Genomic DNA, 17143 nt, shown 5'->3' on the forward strand with positions numbered 1-17143 from the left:
GTTCGGCATAGAGCCTATAAGGATGGTTTTACGGCGTCCTTTGACGGGCACCCCGGTGCCGAATTTCGATCTATGATGGGTATAACCCAAAACACCGTTCGCTCTTTAGGTCCTCCATCTTTCGATCCTCAGGGCGAACGGTCTGCAACATAGACCAACCGATGCTTAAGCCGGGTACTTTCATTTTTCGGGGTGATCAATTGCCCATTATTGCGAGGCCGTTTGATCTTGGAGCCGGGTGTAGATTGCAACCGGCCTGCCGTCCCTTCTTTCCAACGCGCCTTTCAAAGCCGCGCCGTTAATAACCGGCATTTCCTGATTATTGGCTTTAATAATCAAATCAAGCGCCTGCTCAAGCTTGGTTTTGTAAGGCGCAGGTTCGTCTGTCAGCGTCTGATGAATTTCAACATAAAGCGTGTTTTTATACCAACCCACCTTGATTGGCTGATTGACGATATATACATCAGTATCGACTGAAACCCGGGGAAACAGTTTTTCAATATCTTCCGGATACATCCGGATACAGCCATGTGTCACGCTCATCCCGACGCCAAACGGTTTATTGGTACTGTGTATCAGATAGCCCGGAACACCCAGCCGCATGGCGTAAAGACCCAAAGGGTTATCGGGGCCTGCCGGGACGACATCAGGCAGGTTATCACCGCGTTCCGCGTGTTCCCGTTTAATGGATGCGGGGGGCGTCCAGGTCGGATTGCGTGTTTTAGTTGCAATCCTTGTTTTACCTAACGGTGTTTTCCAATCCAGACGACCGATACTGATAGGATGAGTCGTTACCGTTTGACTGCCGTCACCGGCATAATAATACATCCGGTATTCCGGCAGGTTAATCACCACGCCCTTGCGGGGTGCGTTAGGTAAAAGCCTGGAATTAGGTATCCTGACCCGGGTGCCCTCCTTGGGTAGCCACCGGTCAACAGTCGGATTAGCCAGGACGATCTCGGTTTGACCCAGATTAAACTGACGGGCGATATCCAGTAGGGTGTCCTCTTCTTTAGCGGTCGTATAAAAATGTTCGTCCGGGTGACTTTGTCCGCTGCTCATCTTGTCGCCAATCAAGCTGTCGCCCGGATTTTCAGGTAAGCGAAAATCTGCCGCGACAATCGCCTGAGGGACAATCAACGATAAAACGATTAAAAAGTTGTTAATTCGCTTGCTGGTCATTTTTAAGTTCTCCGCCGAATAATTCCATGAGACGGGGGATAAAGCGAGCAAGTTCCAAAGACATGATTGAAAAACTGGCGTCAAAATGCTCGGCATCAGTCTGCGCATCGGTTTCAGACAGTTGGTCCTGGATCAAATCGAGATACCGTAAACGCTTGATCGACAGATTTTCATCCACGACAAAAGATAAACGATCTTCCCAGCTCACCGCTAATTTTATGACTTGTTTGCCTGTTTCAAGATGGTTTTTAATCTCGGGCAACGTCAAGTCATGACGTTTACAGCGAATAGTACCGCCTTCCTCTTTAGGTGAGCGTAATTCGCATTCATCTTCAACCACAATGTCGCCCGGCAAGTCATTGGAGGTTAACCATTCGGTCATCACCGCGATCGGTTTTTGCTGCGTAAGAGGAGGCACCGCAGGTAATGAACCCAAGCATTTGCGCAGTTGACTTAATACATCTTCGGCTTTTTTTGTGGATGCACTGTCGACGATCAACCAGCGATTTTTAGGATCGATGTAGGCATAGATTCTGCGAGAAAATGAAAACGCTTTGGGTAACAACTCAAAACAAATTTCATCTTTGATGGCCGTGCGTTCTTTTTTAGATAACTTGCGGCCTTGTTCGTCTTCAGCTTCCATTATTTTTTCGGCAACCAGCTCATTGATGACGGCAGCAGGCAGAACTTTTTCTTCAATTTTTGCACAAAACAGCAGAAAGCCATTGGCGGCATGGACCAGTTGTTCTGAGTGCCGTCCTAATGGGGGCGTCCAGCCGAAACTCATCTCTTGCTGAGCGGAGCAAGGCCGAAACGGCATTTGCTGTAACTTTTCTTCAAATTCATCGGACGATAAGCCGAAATCTTCCGTGAGGCGATAGAGTGCAATATTTTTAAACCACATACGCGTTGTTCTCTCCAGATAAAACCGGGCATTATCGCAAATTTACCCACACATAAAAAACTATCTGTTGATACGGACCATTAAACTTAAAAAAGGTATTCGGAATTGCATCTTGAATAATTAAAGTTTGGCAGAATGAAAAAAATTCATCCCTTGTTGATGCCAATGAAATGCGAATTTAGATCCTGGCCTTATTGAATGTCGAAATACTGTATACCTGACATTCCACAACCGGCAATTTTTCGAGACGATCGCAGGCAGCACCTGCCAATCTTGAAAAAAAAGCAGGGTAACAACCTCACATTGGTTTATTAAAAGGCTCCATTAGCGTCGGCCAGTTGTCGAGGTTGATCGTCCTCCCGCCTTAACCTCGAAGTCGCTAACATTTATTTTAATCTTCATATCTAAAATGAACATACGTTGACAGATGCGCTTCATTATTCGTCCGAGAATTAAGAGTATTCACTACACAGGCTCGATTCCGCATTTTTATCCAATGCAGTTTGTATGATTTTTCCACTTTGTAATCATTCCGCGCGCCGAGGCTTCTTTGACTTTGAAAGCGCTTCGTAGCCTGAGATTACATCGAACAGTTCCTCGTCTATGCCACTCTGGCGCAAACGATTGAAGGCGGCGTGGAAATTCTCAAGCAGTTCGTCGATGTTTTTGTCCGCACGTTCCATCGCGGCCAAGCGGCTCGCATTTTCGCTCGCCAGGGATTCAGCGCAGGCACGAAACAGCGAGACGAAAAGATATTCACTAATCAATGCGCGTAAAGTTGTAGTACCGCCGCCGATAACCTCTGGTAAGTTTGCTGTCGGCCAGGGAAGTTCGGCCAGCCTGCGTCGCCAGTTTTCATCCAGTGGCAGTAATCGCTGACTGACAGGCTCATAAACCGCGCCGGATTTGGGACGGTTGTAAAACAAATGAAGCTCGGCAACTTGAGTCGGATTTGCTCCAATTTCATCCGTAGCGCCAGTCTGGAGTGGGGACGATGCACTGTGAATCACATCGCTTTCAATCAGAATTCGCCCAATCAGCGGTGTGATTGCCTTGACGGAATTCGGCACGGCAAACAGTCCACTTAACGGCAGGCCCGCATCCGCCAAACGCGAATGAACACGCTCACCGACAGCCCAGACTTGCAGGTTGCCGGGCTTAGCCGCGAGAGTCCTTATCGCAAAATCAGCCACTACTTCATTAAACTGACCGACCAGACCCTGATCGGAACCAAACACGATGGCGCCAACTGCAGTTCGTGCGGTTCTTTCTGATCTCTCAGGTCTCACTGCCCCCGACTCGATTTCGCGAAAACAAACGCGTAAGCCAAGTTCCACGGTGCGGTAGTAATCGGACAGGGCACGCACCGATTGCTCGTATTGGCCAATACTGGAAGCGGCCAGCGCTTTCATGGTGCGGACCACCGATTGCAGATCGCCGGCACTGTCAATTTTTCTGCGCAGGCTCGCTGTCGTGTTGCTCATGACTTTGCTTTCGTTGCTGCATTGGGCATGGGTTGAAACGTTTCGAGTGCCTGGCTGGCGATTTCGATGATCGTTTTACGATCAGCCTCGCTTAATTTTGTGGCCGTATCCAATCGTGCACACACTTGCGCCGGGAGGTTAACAGCTGCCTCGTGTACGGCATGCTCGGCATCTGTCATCTGGTTAATCGGCACCGTGTCGAAAAGCTCCGCAGTCAACGCTAGCAAAATTGCGATTTGTGCAGGTACGGACACAGGGGCAAATTCCGGTTGTTTGAGGCAGGCGCGGATTCGACGTCCATGATCAATGGACTTGCGGGTATTTTCATCCAATCGAGCGCCAAACCGTGCAAAGGTCTCGAGTTCCTCGAACTGGGCGTAAGCTAGCTTAAGGTCGCCCGCGACAGCGCGGTAGGCCGCCCGTTGTGCCTTGCCGCCGACGCGTGAAACGGATTTTCCCACATCGACAGCGGGCAATACGCCCAATTCAAACAGCGAAGGCGAGAGATAGATCTGCCCGTCAGTGATGGAAATCAGGTTGGTCGGTATATAGGCGGCAATATTTTGCGCTTCGGTCTCGATGATCGGCAAGGCGGTCAGCGAACCGCCGCCAAGTTTCTTGCATAGATGGGTTGCACGTTCCAGCAAGCGGGAATGAATATAGAAGATATCTCCTGGAAACGCTTCCCGTCCGGGGGGACGGCGGAGTAACAGGGAAAGCTCGCGATAGGCTCGGGCATGTTGGGTGAGATCGTCGTAAACGATCAGTACATCACGACCCGCTTGCATAAAGTGCTCCGCGATACTGGTCGCCGCATAAGGTGCAATGAAGGCTAGACCGGGTGGATCGTTACCCTCTGTTACCAGTATGACGGTATAATCAAGCGCGCCTTTTTCGCGCAGGATGGCCACTGTCTTCGCTACCGAGGCTGCGCGCTGGCCAATAGCGCAATAAACGCAGAGCACATTTTGGTCACGTTGATTGAGTATCGTATCGAGTGCAATAGCGGTTTTTCCCGTCTGGCGGTCGCCCAAAATTAATTCGCGCTGGCCGCGTCCTATGGGAATCAGCGCATCAATGACTTTGATACCTGTCTGCAGCGGCACAGTAACCGGGGCCCGGTCCATGATTGGCGTAGCGGGACGTTCAATCGGCAAGCGTTCGCTGGTGGTTACTGGTCCCTTGCCATCCAGCGGTCGGCCAAGAGGATCAATCACGCGTCCCAGTAGATCGTCACCCACCGCCACATCCATGACCCGACCGGTACGCTCGACTTCATCCCCGGCATGCAGATGCCAGTATTCGCCGAGCAGTACGACACCGACTTCGTCTTCGTCTATGTTGAAGGCTGTGCCGTACACATCGCCAGGAAACTTTATCAACTCATCAAAACCTACGCCGGGGAGGCCGGAGACCTTGGCTATACCGGTGGAGACTGTGGTGATCCTGCCTGTCTCATGCGGTGTCAGTTGCGGCGTGAACGTTTCCCGCACCTGGCTTATGCCGGCAAAGGCGCTGTCGAAAACTTTTTGCAGGCTTTCAGATTCCCTGTTCATAGGTTATTGGCTGCTGGTTCTGGCATGACCTTGACTAAAGGTTTATCCTGATCTTTCAGAAGTTCAGCTACACCTTTTTCCAAAGACAGCAGATAATCTGCAATGCTCCATGCCAGCTTTTGTCCAGTCTCGGTAACAAGCTCAATGCCGCTGATCAGTTCCGGTGCAGTTTCAAATCGGATTTGTATGCCTGTCCTGAGCTGCGCCGCAGGATCCACAGAGAAAGTTTCGTTGAGCGCGTGTTGTATCGACGCTCGTTGCTCGGCAGACAAGTCAAACGCGCTGCGCACCAGCGAGGGTTCAATCGCTGTTATAAGTGCCTCAGCAAGGCCTTCTGTCGTTTTAGCATCCATCTCTCGCAATCGGCGGGTGAACACTTCGCACAGGCGATCTTCCAAGCTCGTGGTGGCCAGATCCGACAGCGCTTGTCGTGCAATCGCAAATACTTCCAGTTGGGTGCGGCGACGAAGGGTTTGATTGAGATGATGTACTTCGTTTCTCAGCGTTTCCTGTCGTTTTGCACTTAAGCTGTCAGCCGCCTTACGCGCTTCGTCGAGGAGCCGCTGACCTTCGGTTTTCGCATCAAACGTCGCCTGATTGAGAAGTTCTGCCCGTTGCTTCTCGAAGGCAGCGTTTTTTTTCTGAAACTCGTTGCGTTCATTTTCGGCTTGGGCCCTTTTTGTATCCGCATCGCCAAGTTCCGCAGCGATCCGCTTTTCCCGCTCATCAATGGCATGCAAAATTGGCTGGTAAAGAAATCGCTTCATCAACCACACCAAGATGAGAAAGTTAAGCACTTGTGCGCCAACGGTGAACCAATCAATTATCATGGGTTACTTCCCCACGGTTTGAGCAATGATGTAATTCCAGAACGGGTTGGCGAAGATGAGAATCATAGATACTACGAAACAGTAGATGGCCGTGGATTCGATCATCGCCAGACCAACAAACAAAGTGCGAGTGATAGTAGCGGAGGCATCGGGCTGCTGGGCCAGCGCCGTTAAGGCTGTCGCGACCGCTTTTCCTTCCGCCAACGCAGGTCCAATAGTGCCAAAGCCCGTGGTGAAGCCGGCGATGACAATAGAAGCCACCGCGATAATAGTCATGCTATCCATAATAATTCCTTAAGTTGGGTTGTTGTTTAACGTTTTAAGTGACGGCTTGCGCGTGCGCGTGGCAGCCGCGATATAAACTGCAGCCAGGATGCTGAAGATATAGGCCTGAACCATGCCGGTAAGTAGGCCTAGCATCGTCATGACAATAGGAAAAATAAACGGCGTAATGCTCAGCAGAATACCGATAATCATCGACCCGCTCATCATGTTGCCGAACAGGCGGACGGCCAATGCCAGGGTACGGGATATTTCGCTAATGATATTAAACGGCAGCATGATAACGGTCGGCTGCACATACGACTTGAGATAACCACCCAAGCCCTGATTCAGGATACCGAAGAACGGCACGGCCACCAATACGCATAGCGCCAGTGCCACGGTCGTTGATAGCGATCCGGTCGGCGGTTCGAAACCGGGAATAACGGTACACAGGCTGGCCATGGCGATGAACAGGAACAGCGTGCCCAGAAACCCGAGATAGGTCCGCGGTTCTCTCAGGCCAACCTCTTCAATTTGTTTTTCGATGGCGGTGACGATAATTTCCAGAAAGTTTTGCCAGCGGCTACGTTGCAGGTCGGTGGACAGTTTTCGAGTAATGAGTTTTGATCCGATCACTAACACCAACATCAGTCCCCAGGTGAACACAATGGTGGCATTGAGTGTGATAAAACCGTGTTGCCAGAAGATGATCTGATCGGGGCTAAGGCGCATGTCTGGTCTCGGTTACCGAACCGGTTTGTGCCTCTCCGGAAGTTCGGGTTAGTCTGGTCACGATATGACGCGCCATGAGAAAGCCAAGCAGACACAACAGCATCCGCTGCCAATGACCGTCGGCAACAATATAAAATCCAATCATGGTAGTGCTGGTCCTTAACAGAAGGCTGGAGATTAACCACAGCGTAGGTCGTTTAGAAGATACGCATTTACGGACCGTCCACCAAAGGCCGCCGAAGAACATCGCACCCAGCAGTAATCCCACGAGCAACGCCAACGCCCCTGTCATCATTTCATTCATCGTTGTCCTCCTGTTCATTTCGCATAGCCTGGTCTTCCTTGACAACCCAGTACCACGCATTGAAGCAGCCGAGTGTGAGCCCGGCGACCAATAATGCCAGTGTCCAGGAGCGACCTCCCGGATAACGTTGATCCAACCAGAGTCCAAGCGCTGTGCCGAGCAAAGTCGGTATCACCACCGACCAACCAATCATTCCCATCATTCCTAAGCCGAACCAGACACCTGGCGTGGCATTACGCTTAGCTTTGAGTTTGCGCGCCGCCTTTGCGCCAACCTGCGTGGCAAAAGGGTGAGAGTCCTGCGAAGTTTGCTTAGTCTCGTTAGTCATGTTGAAAACTCGTAAAGCGGCGCAGAAACCCGGCTTCCAATTTCATCAGAACTAAGCGCATGCTTTGTTCTTGTTCGTCCAGGATCAAAAATTCCTGCTCAACTGTATCCCGCAAGTGACCAAGATCCGGGCCGTCCATCGCACGGCGGACGGAAACCAGCACATCCGGACCGGTCTTGATCAGTACCCCTTCGTCCACGGCCAGCAAAATTTCCCCGTCAGATTCTGTCTCGTAGATAAGAATGCCCGGTTCAAGCGCCGCGACGCAGTCGAGCCGGTTTGGCAAGAGCCCAAAGGAGCCCGCGCGCGTCTCCGCCACAATGCGCAAAACACCGATTTTATCGGTGAAGACCTGAAAGGGCAGAAGAATCTTAAGGTGCATGGTTGTAAATGGCATATTTGTTCTACAGTTGAGATTTCGCCTCGGCGGGCGGCTTCGTGAAAGTTTTGGCTTGAGTTTGCTGTGCCGGCTCTGATGGGGCGCTGGAAGCAGGTTTAGCTGATTTCGTTTTCTGTTTTGCCTCATCCACCGCGCCTATCATATAGAGTGCACTTTCAGGGTGGTCTTTGAACTCATCGCGCAAAATGCGCTCACAGCCATCCAGTGAATCCTTGAGGCTAACGAGTTTTCCCTGGAGGCCGGTGAACTGCTCAGTAGTGAAAAAGGGCTGGGTCAAAAAACGCTCCAATCGGCGGGCTCGCGCAACCACGTTGCGGTCCTGTGGAGAAAGCTGCTCCAAGCCCAGCATGGCAATGATGTCCTTGAGTTGTTCGTATTGTGCGAGCGTTCGCCGGATTTCCTGCGCCAAGCGGTAATGACGTTCGCCGACGATACCGGGCGTGGTCATCTTGGAGCTGGATTGCAGCGGATCGATAGCCGGGAAAAGCCCTTCGCTAGCCCGCTTGCGTGACAACACAATAGAGGCGGAGAGATGCGAGAAGGTATGCGCTGCAGCTGGATCGGTCAAATCGTCAGCCGGCACATAGACCGCCTGGATCGAGGTGATAGCGCCGTTATCGGTATTGGCAATACGCTCCTCCAAGCCCGACAGCTCAGTGCCCATGGTCGGCTGATAACCCAGACGTGAAGGCATCTGTCCCATCAAGCCGGAGATCTCCATGCCCGCCTGAATGAAGCGGAAAATATTGTCGATGAGCAGTAACACATCGCGGTGTTCGTTGTCGCGGAAATACTCCGCCATCGTCAACGCAGCATGACCGACTCGAAAACGGGCACCAGGTGGTTCGTTCATTTGGCCGAAGATCATTACCATATTCGGCAATACGCCAGCCTCCTTCATTTCACGGTAAAGCTCCTCGCCTTCACGACAACGTTCGCCTATGCCGCAAAAAATGCTGACGCCCTCTTGGTGCCCGATCATGTTATGGATCATTTCGGTCAGTAATACCGTCTTGCCCACACCTGCCCCGCCAAAAAGCCCCGCTTTACCGCCTCGCTCCAGTGGTACCAGTACATCTATGACCTTGATGCCTGTTTCAAAAACTTCGGACTGAGTGGAACGTCTTACCAACGGCGGGGGCGCCCGGTGCACCGAACGCCACTGGATATCGGTTGGCTCCGCTTCGCGGTCTATGGCGTTACCGAAAACGTCGAACATACGCGAGAGAATGCCCTTGCCGACTGGTGCCTGCAATGGCGCGCCTGTATTCTCTACCAACATGCCGCGTGCGAGCCCTTGTGTGGGCGTCAAGGCAATTCCGCGTACCCTTTGGGCATCCAGTTGCGTCAGCACTTCAATGACAATCCGCCCTTGGTCCGCGCTCAGCAAAGAATAGATGGGCGGCAACTGTTCATCGAACCGAATATCCACGACACTGCCGCGCACCGAGACAACCTTGCCAAGGTTTATAGCGTTAGGTTCGCGACTCATAATTCCTTCATTAATTTATTTCCTCATTACGTTACTGTCTGCCTGTGTTGCGGCAGTCAGTAGATTAATTAAAGGCAGCCCTCGATTTGCCAAACTTACCACTGTCTCATCCTCCTTTTTATCCGCAACTGGCTGGTGACCTTCGATGCGTGCTTCCATCATGCAAAGCATGTCATCATTGCCGCGCTTCTTGTCGCTGTTCTCATCGCTCAGGTGGACTTCCACTCGCGTGATGTGATTGCTGACTTGGCTCAAGGCACTTTCTATGATGCCACTGACATGAGCGGCCATTGCCTCGTGACCTTCGATATTGTGGTCGGTATTAATTTGGATTTGCATGGTGTTCTCCTGTTGTGAGAATAATATTCAGCTCTTTTGAAACAGCAGGATCAGGACGATCAATACCGCCAACATTCCTACCCACAGCATGAGTGCGGTGTGCGTGGCTTTTTCGGCTTGATCTTTCTCCCACCAGGTAGCCGGATGAATGCCTTGCACCAGAAACGTCGTCACCCCGGCAAGGTTTATACTGAAGAGGTTCACCAGAAACAGCGACAACGCTCCCATTGCTAATGCCAGATGCCCGCCGCCCAGCAGCAATCCAAAGGCTACCAACGGCGGCAATAACGCCACCGCCACCATCACTCCAATCAGTGCCGTTGGTGCACCCGCCGTAAATGCCAGCGCGCCAGCACAGCCCGACGCCAGTGCCACCGCGATGTCGCCCATCCCAACCCCGTTGCGCGACGCCAGTTCAGGCGTTGCCGGATCCACTTGCAGCAGCATGCCGATAAATACCGACAACACCATGGTCGTCACGATCCCGGCAAGTGCTGTCAGGATTGAGCTACGAAGCAGCGACAAGTCACCTAACGTCGTGGCTAGCGACAACGCCATGTTCGGCCCGAGCAAGGGTGCAATCACCATCGCCCCAATGATGATGGCCACGCTGTCGTAATACAGACCCACGGCCGCCACAATAGTGGACAACACCACCATCGCGATATAGACCCATGAAAAGTCCGCAGCATCCTTGATGTCCTCATACAACTCCTCCCGGCTGATCCGCTCCTGCGACTTTTCCTCCTGAGCAGCTTGTTCTGGCGTGTCGGCCGGTTCTGGCTCGGCACGCGGCAATGTCGCTTCGACAGCTAGAATCACCAAGCGGTTGCCCTCCTTGCCGGCGTAACGCTTTCCCAACACATCCAGCACCGCCTCGCTCTGTTCCGCGTCCAACAAAATCCGCACCAGCACTTCCCCGTCCGATAATCGGATTTGCCGGTGTTCAAGCAACTTGTGATCCTTAAGAAGCTCAACGACTTCCTCGCCGTCCTTTTCCTGTATTACCATTTCAATTAATCGTAGCGCCATAGTAAGTTCAACCTTTCCATTTCCAGTTGCGGATTTCCGGCATGTCCTCGCCATGCTTTCTGATGTATTGTTTGTGTTCGATGAGTTTGTCCCGCATGGCCTGCTTGGCATAGGCGGCGTGCGCTCCCAGTTGCGGGAGGCGGTCAATGACATCACCAAACAAATGAAACCGGTCCAGGTCGTTCAATACCGTCATGTCGAAGGGCGTAGTGGTGGTGCCTTCTTCTTTGAAACCACGCACATGCAGGTTCGAGTGGTTGCTGCGACGATAGGTCAAACGATGAATGAGCAATGGATAACCGTGGAAGGCGAAGATGATCGGCTTATCCTTGGTAAAAAGTAAATCGAAATCTTTGTCGCTCAGACCATTCGGATGTTCGCTCTGAGGTTGGAGTTTCATCAAATCGACTACATTGATCACCCTGACTTTCAGCTCGGGAAAATAGTCTCGCAACAACTCGACGGCGGCCAGGGTTTCCAGCGTCGGTACGTCGCCGCAGCATGCCATGACGACATCCGGCTCTCCCTCCTGATCGGAGCTGGCCCAAGGCCAAATACCTAGACCAGCGGTACAGTGTTTAATGGCCTCATCCATGTCTAACCACTGCAGCGAGGGTTGCTTGCCGGCAACGATAACGTTGACATAGTTGCGGCTACGCAGGCAATGATCCGTTACCGAGAGCAGCGTATTCGCATCGGGCGGCAGAAAGACACGAATGACTTCCGCCTTTTTGTTCACGACATGGTCCATGAAGCCTGGATCTTGATGGCTGAAGCCATTATGATCCTGGCGCCAGACGTGGGAAGAGAGTAGATAATTCAGGGACGCAATCGGACGGCGCCAGGGAATCTGATTTGAGACTTTGAGCCATTTGGCATGTTGGTTGAACATCGAATCAATGATGTGGATAAACGCTTCGTAGCAGGAGAAAAATCCGTGACGTCCGGTAAGTAGATAACCTTCGAGCCAACCTTCGCACTGATGCTCACTCAATACCTCCATTACCCGGCCATCGGCTGCGACGTGATCGTCGCCGGGCACAATTTCCGCGGTTGAGCAACGGTTCGTCACTTCGAACACAGCGCCCCAGCGGTTTGAATTTGTTTCGTCTGGGCTAAAGATACGAAAGTTTTCGGGGTTCAGTTTGATCACGTCGCGGATAAATTCCCCTTGTACGCGGGTCGCTTCGGCCTCCACGGCGCCAGGCTTGGACACCTTAACCGCGTAGTCGCGAAAATCAGGCAGGTGCAGTTCCTGTAACAAGAGCCCCCCGTTGGCGTGGGGGTTGTCGCTCATGCGTCGCTCACCGGTTGGCGCCAATTCAGCCAATTCGGCAACCAGTTTGCCGTTCTTGTCGAACAATTCTTTCGGGTGATAGCTTTTCAACCACTTTTCCAGAATCTTTACGTGCCCCGCTTCACTCATGTCGCCCATCGGCACCTGATGTGAACGGAATGTACCTTCGGTGGGTTTATCATCGACTTCCTTAGGGCCAGTCCAGCCTTTTGGAGAGCGCAAGATGATCATAGGCCAATTTGGACGTTTCTTGAATCCGTTGGCGCGGGCGTCGGCTTGGATGTGTTGGATCTCGGCGATCACGGTGTCTAGCGTGGCCGCCATCAACTGGTGCATCACCATTGGATCGTCGCCTTCTACGAAATAGGGCGTGTAACCGAAACCACGAAACATCGCATCCAGTTCGTCACGTGGAATGCGCGCTAAAACCGTGGGGCCGGCAATTTTGTAGCCATTCAAATGCAGGATGGGCAACACGGCGCCGTCGTGAACCGGATTGAGAAATTTATTCGAATGCCAGCTGGCAGCCAGAGGACCGGTCTCGGCTTCACCATCGCCGACGACACAGGCAACGATCAGGTCGGGATTGTCGAACGCTGCCCCGAAGGCATGCGAGAGGGAATAACCCAATTCTCCTCCCTCGTGAATCGAGCCCGGCGTTTCCGGTGCAACGTGACTCGGTATGCCGCCGGGGAAGGAAAACTGTTTGAACAGTCGCTTCATCCCCGACTCATTTTGGGCGATATTGGGATACACCTCGCTGTAGGTACCCTCTAGATAGGCATTCGCCACCAGCGCGGGTCCACCATGCCCCGGCCCGGTAATGTAGATTACGTTTAAATCATGGCTCTTGATAACACGGTTCAAGTGGACGTAGGCAAAGTTTAGCCCCGGCGTCGTGCCCCAGTGCCCGAGCAGGCGGGGTTTGATGTGTTCCAGCTTTAGCGACTTCTTCAGCAACGGATTGTCGTAGAGATAAATCTGACCAACCGAGAGATAGTTTGCTGCACGCCAATAGGCGTCAATTTTCCTCAGCAATTCAGGATTCAGTGTTTGTGTATTCATTGTTTATTGTCCTTTGTTAAGCGCGCCATAGGGGGTTCCTCGGTGCTACACGTTCTTCGGCTTGAGTAGCGCACAAACAAGCGCCGAAGATGAAAATGCACCCGAAAAGGTAAATCCACAGCAGAAAACCATGATCCCGCCGAACGCCCCATAGACCGCATTCATCATGGCGAAATCCTTGAGGTAAATAACGAAGAGATCTGCTGCGTACAACATTGCCGTAGCACACAAAATGGCAACCCAGACTTCGGCAAAGCGCATAGGACGTCGCTGAGTTCGTTGAAGAACCGAGTTGCGTTAGTACTTCCCCGGCAGCCAGGCTTGGGCTTTTGGTTGTTGGATCAGAGGTCATTGGGTGGCTCCACCGTCATTTCGAGTTTTGCCCTCTGCACGCGCCATACTGAATAAGTCACGCATCCAAGAAAATTCTTTCATGTATTTGCTTCAACGGGACTGCTCCTTGGTAATTGGATCCTCCATCCAGTATCTCTGACGATCGTAATGTCGATGCAGTCCATTCTCATAATCCCGGGTCAACAGTAACTCCTCAGTGTATTCCGGTGACTGCCTGATGGCCTCACGGGTGAGATTAACGAAGACTGTCGACTCGCTCCAACTAACCCGATCGATCCATTGCGGTGAAACCAGGACTTTTTTTCCCGGCCACCAGTTTTTCGTATCAATAATTAAATAACGAATCGTCCACGTCTCATCATCAATGATGAAATCTTCGACGTGTCCAATATAGCCGTCTTCGGCTTGGATGTTATGGCCGCTCACATCGTGAGTGCTACGCAAATTGGGATCCCACTTTTTATCATCATGGCTTGGTTTTTCCCATATCTCAGGGTCACGCACAATGTAGGGATAAGTTGAATAAGATCCCCACATAAATGGACCGTCCCAATATAAAGGCCAACCATAAAATTGGTAGTAGTCCTCCTCGAATTGTCTCGAAACAGGCTTGTCGCTGTCCAAGGATGGACTGTCCTCAATCTGCTTTTTTGTTAAATCGACGGCGATGAATTGCTCTTCCTTATTCACCCCGGCCAGCGCATAGGGAGAGATCAAAATCTTCCTGCCCGTTAGCCAGTTACCTGTGTCGGCGACCAGATAGCGAATCGTCCAATAGTGGTCATCGAAGTAGAACTCATTGACCGTCCCTAATTCCCCGTCAAGAGTTTGTAATTTGTAACCTTTTAGTGTTTGGGCTTTATTGAGCATCGTAGTACTCCAGTTTTTTAAGTTTGATTTTTGTAAGCTGTTGTCGATCGACTGGCGGTCGTATTTGAAAAATCGCAATGAATTTATCAACAGTTAGCGGCCAGTGTGATGGATCAGTCTGAAGCAGCAGCCTCATTCATGATTTTAACGATAGTGTCTTCCACTTCCTGCGCCACCCCTGCCAGTTGGGGCGTGTTGAACATCGCCAGAAGCGTGGTTGGCTTCAATGTTGCCATTACCGTTTTGCCGTCCTCCTCGTAAATGGAAATCCGGCATGGCAGTGCGGTGGAGACACTCATGTTTTCATCGAGCACCTTCTTTGCTTGTTGAGGTTGGCACACCTCAAAAATCTGGCATTCGCGGGTGAACTCCACGCCTTTTTTGGTCATGGTGTCTTTTAGATTATGAACCTGCATGACGCCAAAATGGTTCGCCTGAACGGCGGTCTGTAAGGCATTCGCAGTGTCACTCACTGATTTATTCGTCGTTAATTTGATTAGCATAGCGGTTCTCCTTTCATGGTTTACAGTTCACGTCTCAGTAATGCCGCGCCCCGACTTATTTTTTGGACAGTTTTAGGATAACGACGACCAGCGGGACTGCCAGCAATACGCCAATCACCGACCAAATCCACATTCCGCCGGCCATGGCCCCCTCTGTAACCGTCATCCCTGTATTCTTCGTGAAACCTCTTTGATTGTATTGTGACCTTCTACATATTTCGCCTTTGCTTCAGTGGAAAGAAGATTAACGAGAGGCGGCTCTTGGTCAGCCATGCTCACGCTCAGCTGATTCGCATCCTTACTCTCAGTTGGCGACGTCGTTATACGGAAACAGAGCCAGTTGCGTGCCGTTCTTGTCAAGCACGTGGTTGAAATAAGCGACGCAGTTGTCTCACTGGAGTGCCGCAGGGTCTGCACCCGATCATCAACATTCTTGCGAAAACGGGATCGGCCAACCCACGCTCGATTTGACCACTCTAATTTCCACTCAACCTGTTCCAGGCCGCGGTTTTTAAACAGCTCGTCGAACAAACGTACAGGGCACGTTTCTTCAGCTAAATGGACGCAGGAAATTTGGTCTTCTACTGAAATTGAATGCGCTCTATCGGGAACGACATCCCCTGCGCCTTTAATGCCCCTCTATTCGTAACGGGCAAATTTACAGATAGAGCAAAGCATCGATGTCATGCGATCCAGTGTTTTAGGATCATCAATTAGTTCGACATAATGACGATAAAACCCCTCCGGGTTGGTGAGAGGCATTCGCAATCTGAATGGATTGCTTTGGAATTTCTCCAAGGTAATCCGATTTTTAGACACGTCGTGTTCGGTTTCAAGTAAGTCACCCCCTGATATGGGTAAATAACCCATGGTTTTCAAAATTGTCACCGCGTTGCTGGACGCCGGCATCTGTAAACACGGCAAGACATTGGGTTTGAGTCATGGAGGATAGGCTTTTTAAAGAAGTGATTTAGATGCCTTTCCGTGAGTACGGTGTCAATCGAATTATTTTCGATTCCTTTGAGGGTGTCTGTTCGATAACACACATAAAATCCGGTCTTGACCACGCTACTTCCAGATTGAATCAGCATGTGTTGCTTCAAAACTACTTTATGCTGCGCTTATTTGTTACTCGGGTGCATGTGGGGAGATCACTGAACTCAGCATCTCCATCGCTGTAACACTGGTTTAAGAACTGGATGCTGAGCTTAGGGTGATTCAGCATGACTTACTGGCTAGGAAGAAATAGCCAATCGAGCAATCATTTGTCAGGCGGCCCTATCGCGCAGCACACACTAACCAGTGGGTGAGCTTTGTTGCACGTCCTTGTGTCCTGGATCCCGGTCATCCCTACCGCGATGACGCCTTTGCCAAACGTTCAATGCCTAAAGCGAACAGTGTTTTATTTAATGGGTTTGCCACCAGTTACGCAGACCCTGTCGATAATTCCTTCAGCCCAGCATAATGGCCGTCCGTTTTTGAAATTATTGTGAAACTTCAGTAGGAACCATATTCCACCACTTTTTCATCAACGGCATCTTCCACATGCCGAACATTTATGTCTTTTGATGTGACATAGCCAATCGTTGCAGTACTGGTATCCATTGGAGAGATATTCTTATCTTTTCGTTTTTTCTTCTTAATTGAGGTTCATATTTCCTTTCTAGCCTGTCCGTCATAAATCAATTTGGCTCTAATGACATATCCTCTCCCCATGAAAACACTGGGTCTGAACCGGCATAGACATCAAAAAACCGTTCTTTAAATGAATAGGCAACCCCTCGATCGGGAAACAAATCCGACCATTTATCTAAGTTTTTACTATCAGCTTCGGCCAGGTCGTGATGGCGTTTTAAAAGTACAAAGCGCTCATTTTTAAGCTTCAACTTCATTTTATTATCCGGAGATTTGGTAACACGTTTTCTAACTTTTTCGACAGCCTCATTGGACATGCGGATGACATCAAATTTGTCAACAACAATGAGTCTTACAGGGAAATGATATTGCGCTAAATCTTGATAGATACTCTACATATCCATAACTACCACTTGAACGTTTTCCTTGTTCGGCTTCGAAAAATATTCCCATAAATCAACTTTCTTTCGTGTGGGACGCAATTCTTATATGGATGGTTTTTCAATATTGGTTTGCACTGTCCGATATTCATCCAGAATATGAATTTCATCAATGCCCAAACATGGTCTGGA

General features: G+C 50.8%; 19 protein-coding genes. All 19 read right to left on the reverse strand.

The window, feature by feature from the left end:
- Positions 1–207: 207 nt before the first annotated feature.
- Complete coding sequence (locus tag GO003_RS09240) at positions 208–1182, reverse strand: L,D-transpeptidase family protein (protein ID WP_159659419.1); 975 nt, start codon at positions 1180–1182, stop codon at positions 208–210.
- Positions 1163–2086, reverse strand: a complete 924-nt coding sequence (gene rdgC, locus GO003_RS09245; protein ID WP_159659420.1) for a recombination-associated protein RdgC — start codon at positions 2084–2086, stop codon at positions 1163–1165. Before rdgC ends, GO003_RS09240 begins: the two co-directional genes overlap by 20 nt.
- 527 nt (positions 2087–2613) lie before the next feature.
- The gene (locus GO003_RS09250; RefSeq protein ID WP_159659421.1) at positions 2614–3570 is read right to left on the reverse strand and encodes a F0F1 ATP synthase subunit gamma; all 957 of its coding nucleotides are present in this window, start codon (positions 3568–3570) and stop codon (positions 2614–2616) included.
- Positions 3567–5126 (reverse strand): alternate F1F0 ATPase, F1 subunit alpha, encoded by a 1560-nt coding sequence (locus GO003_RS09255; RefSeq protein WP_159659422.1) that lies wholly within the window; start codon positions 5124–5126, stop codon positions 3567–3569. The genes GO003_RS09250 and GO003_RS09255 overlap by 4 nt, the downstream gene beginning before the upstream one ends.
- Positions 5123–5956 carry a F0F1 ATP synthase subunit B family protein gene (locus GO003_RS09260; RefSeq protein WP_159659423.1) on the reverse strand — a complete coding sequence of 278 codons (834 nt, stop codon included), beginning with the start codon at positions 5954–5956 and terminating at the stop codon, positions 5123–5125. The genes GO003_RS09255 and GO003_RS09260 overlap by 4 nt, the downstream gene beginning before the upstream one ends.
- 3 nt (positions 5957–5959) lie before the next feature.
- The gene (locus GO003_RS09265) at positions 5960–6241 is read right to left on the reverse strand and encodes a F0F1 ATP synthase subunit C (protein ID WP_159659424.1); all 282 of its coding nucleotides are present in this window, start codon (positions 6239–6241) and stop codon (positions 5960–5962) included.
- Positions 6242–6250: 9 nt separating this feature from the next.
- A complete protein-coding gene (locus GO003_RS09270; protein WP_159659425.1) occupies positions 6251–6952 on the reverse strand; it encodes a F0F1 ATP synthase subunit A in 702 nt (233 codons plus the stop codon).
- On the reverse strand, positions 6942–7274 hold the full coding sequence (locus GO003_RS09275) for an ATP synthase subunit I (RefSeq protein WP_231088910.1): 333 nt from the start codon (positions 7272–7274) through the stop codon (positions 6942–6944). The genes GO003_RS09270 and GO003_RS09275 overlap by 11 nt, the downstream gene beginning before the upstream one ends.
- Entirely contained in the window at positions 7249–7584 is a 336-nt protein-coding gene (locus GO003_RS09280) for an AtpZ/AtpI family protein (protein ID WP_159659426.1), read from the reverse strand. Before GO003_RS09280 ends, GO003_RS09275 begins: the two co-directional genes overlap by 26 nt.
- A complete protein-coding gene (locus GO003_RS09285; RefSeq protein WP_231088912.1) occupies positions 7577–7981 on the reverse strand; it encodes a F0F1 ATP synthase subunit epsilon in 405 nt (134 codons plus the stop codon). Before GO003_RS09285 ends, GO003_RS09280 begins: the two co-directional genes overlap by 8 nt.
- 7 nt (positions 7982–7988) lie before the next feature.
- Positions 7989–9476 carry a F0F1 ATP synthase subunit beta gene (gene atpD, locus GO003_RS09290; RefSeq protein ID WP_159659427.1) on the reverse strand — a complete coding sequence of 496 codons (1488 nt, stop codon included), beginning with the start codon at positions 9474–9476 and terminating at the stop codon, positions 7989–7991.
- Positions 9477–9491: 15 nt separating this feature from the next.
- Positions 9492–9815 (reverse strand): DUF1840 family protein, encoded by a 324-nt coding sequence (locus GO003_RS09295; protein ID WP_159659428.1) that lies wholly within the window; start codon positions 9813–9815, stop codon positions 9492–9494.
- Positions 9816–9842: 27 nt separating this feature from the next.
- Complete coding sequence (locus GO003_RS09300) at positions 9843–10847, reverse strand: TIGR00341 family protein (RefSeq protein ID WP_164505750.1); 1005 nt, start codon at positions 10845–10847, stop codon at positions 9843–9845.
- Positions 10848–10854: 7 nt separating this feature from the next.
- On the reverse strand, positions 10855–13209 hold the full coding sequence (locus tag GO003_RS09305; RefSeq protein ID WP_159659429.1) for a phosphoketolase family protein: 2355 nt from the start codon (positions 13207–13209) through the stop codon (positions 10855–10857).
- Positions 13210–13254: 45 nt separating this feature from the next.
- Positions 13255–13470 carry a hypothetical protein gene (locus GO003_RS09310; protein ID WP_159659430.1) on the reverse strand — a complete coding sequence of 72 codons (216 nt, stop codon included), beginning with the start codon at positions 13468–13470 and terminating at the stop codon, positions 13255–13257.
- Positions 13471–13653: 183 nt separating this feature from the next.
- Positions 13654–14433, reverse strand: coding sequence for a PRC-barrel domain-containing protein (locus GO003_RS09315; protein WP_159659431.1), 780 nt, complete (start codon positions 14431–14433; stop codon positions 13654–13656).
- A 113-nt stretch (positions 14434–14546) separates the two neighbouring features.
- Positions 14547–14936 (reverse strand): DUF302 domain-containing protein, encoded by a 390-nt coding sequence (locus GO003_RS09320; protein WP_159659432.1) that lies wholly within the window; start codon positions 14934–14936, stop codon positions 14547–14549.
- A gap of 639 nt (positions 14937–15575) precedes the next feature.
- Complete coding sequence (locus GO003_RS09325) at positions 15576–15845, reverse strand: hypothetical protein (RefSeq protein WP_231088916.1); 270 nt, start codon at positions 15843–15845, stop codon at positions 15576–15578.
- Between the two features lie 773 nt (positions 15846–16618).
- A complete protein-coding gene (locus GO003_RS09330; RefSeq protein WP_159652537.1) occupies positions 16619–16960 on the reverse strand; it encodes a transposase in 342 nt (113 codons plus the stop codon).
- Between the last annotated feature and the right edge of the window lie 183 nt (positions 16961–17143).

Origin of the sequence: Methylicorpusculum oleiharenae (genome assembly GCF_009828925.2) — a bacterium.
GTDB classification, from domain to species: Bacteria; Pseudomonadota; Gammaproteobacteria; order Methylococcales; family Methylomonadaceae; genus Methylicorpusculum; species Methylicorpusculum oleiharenae.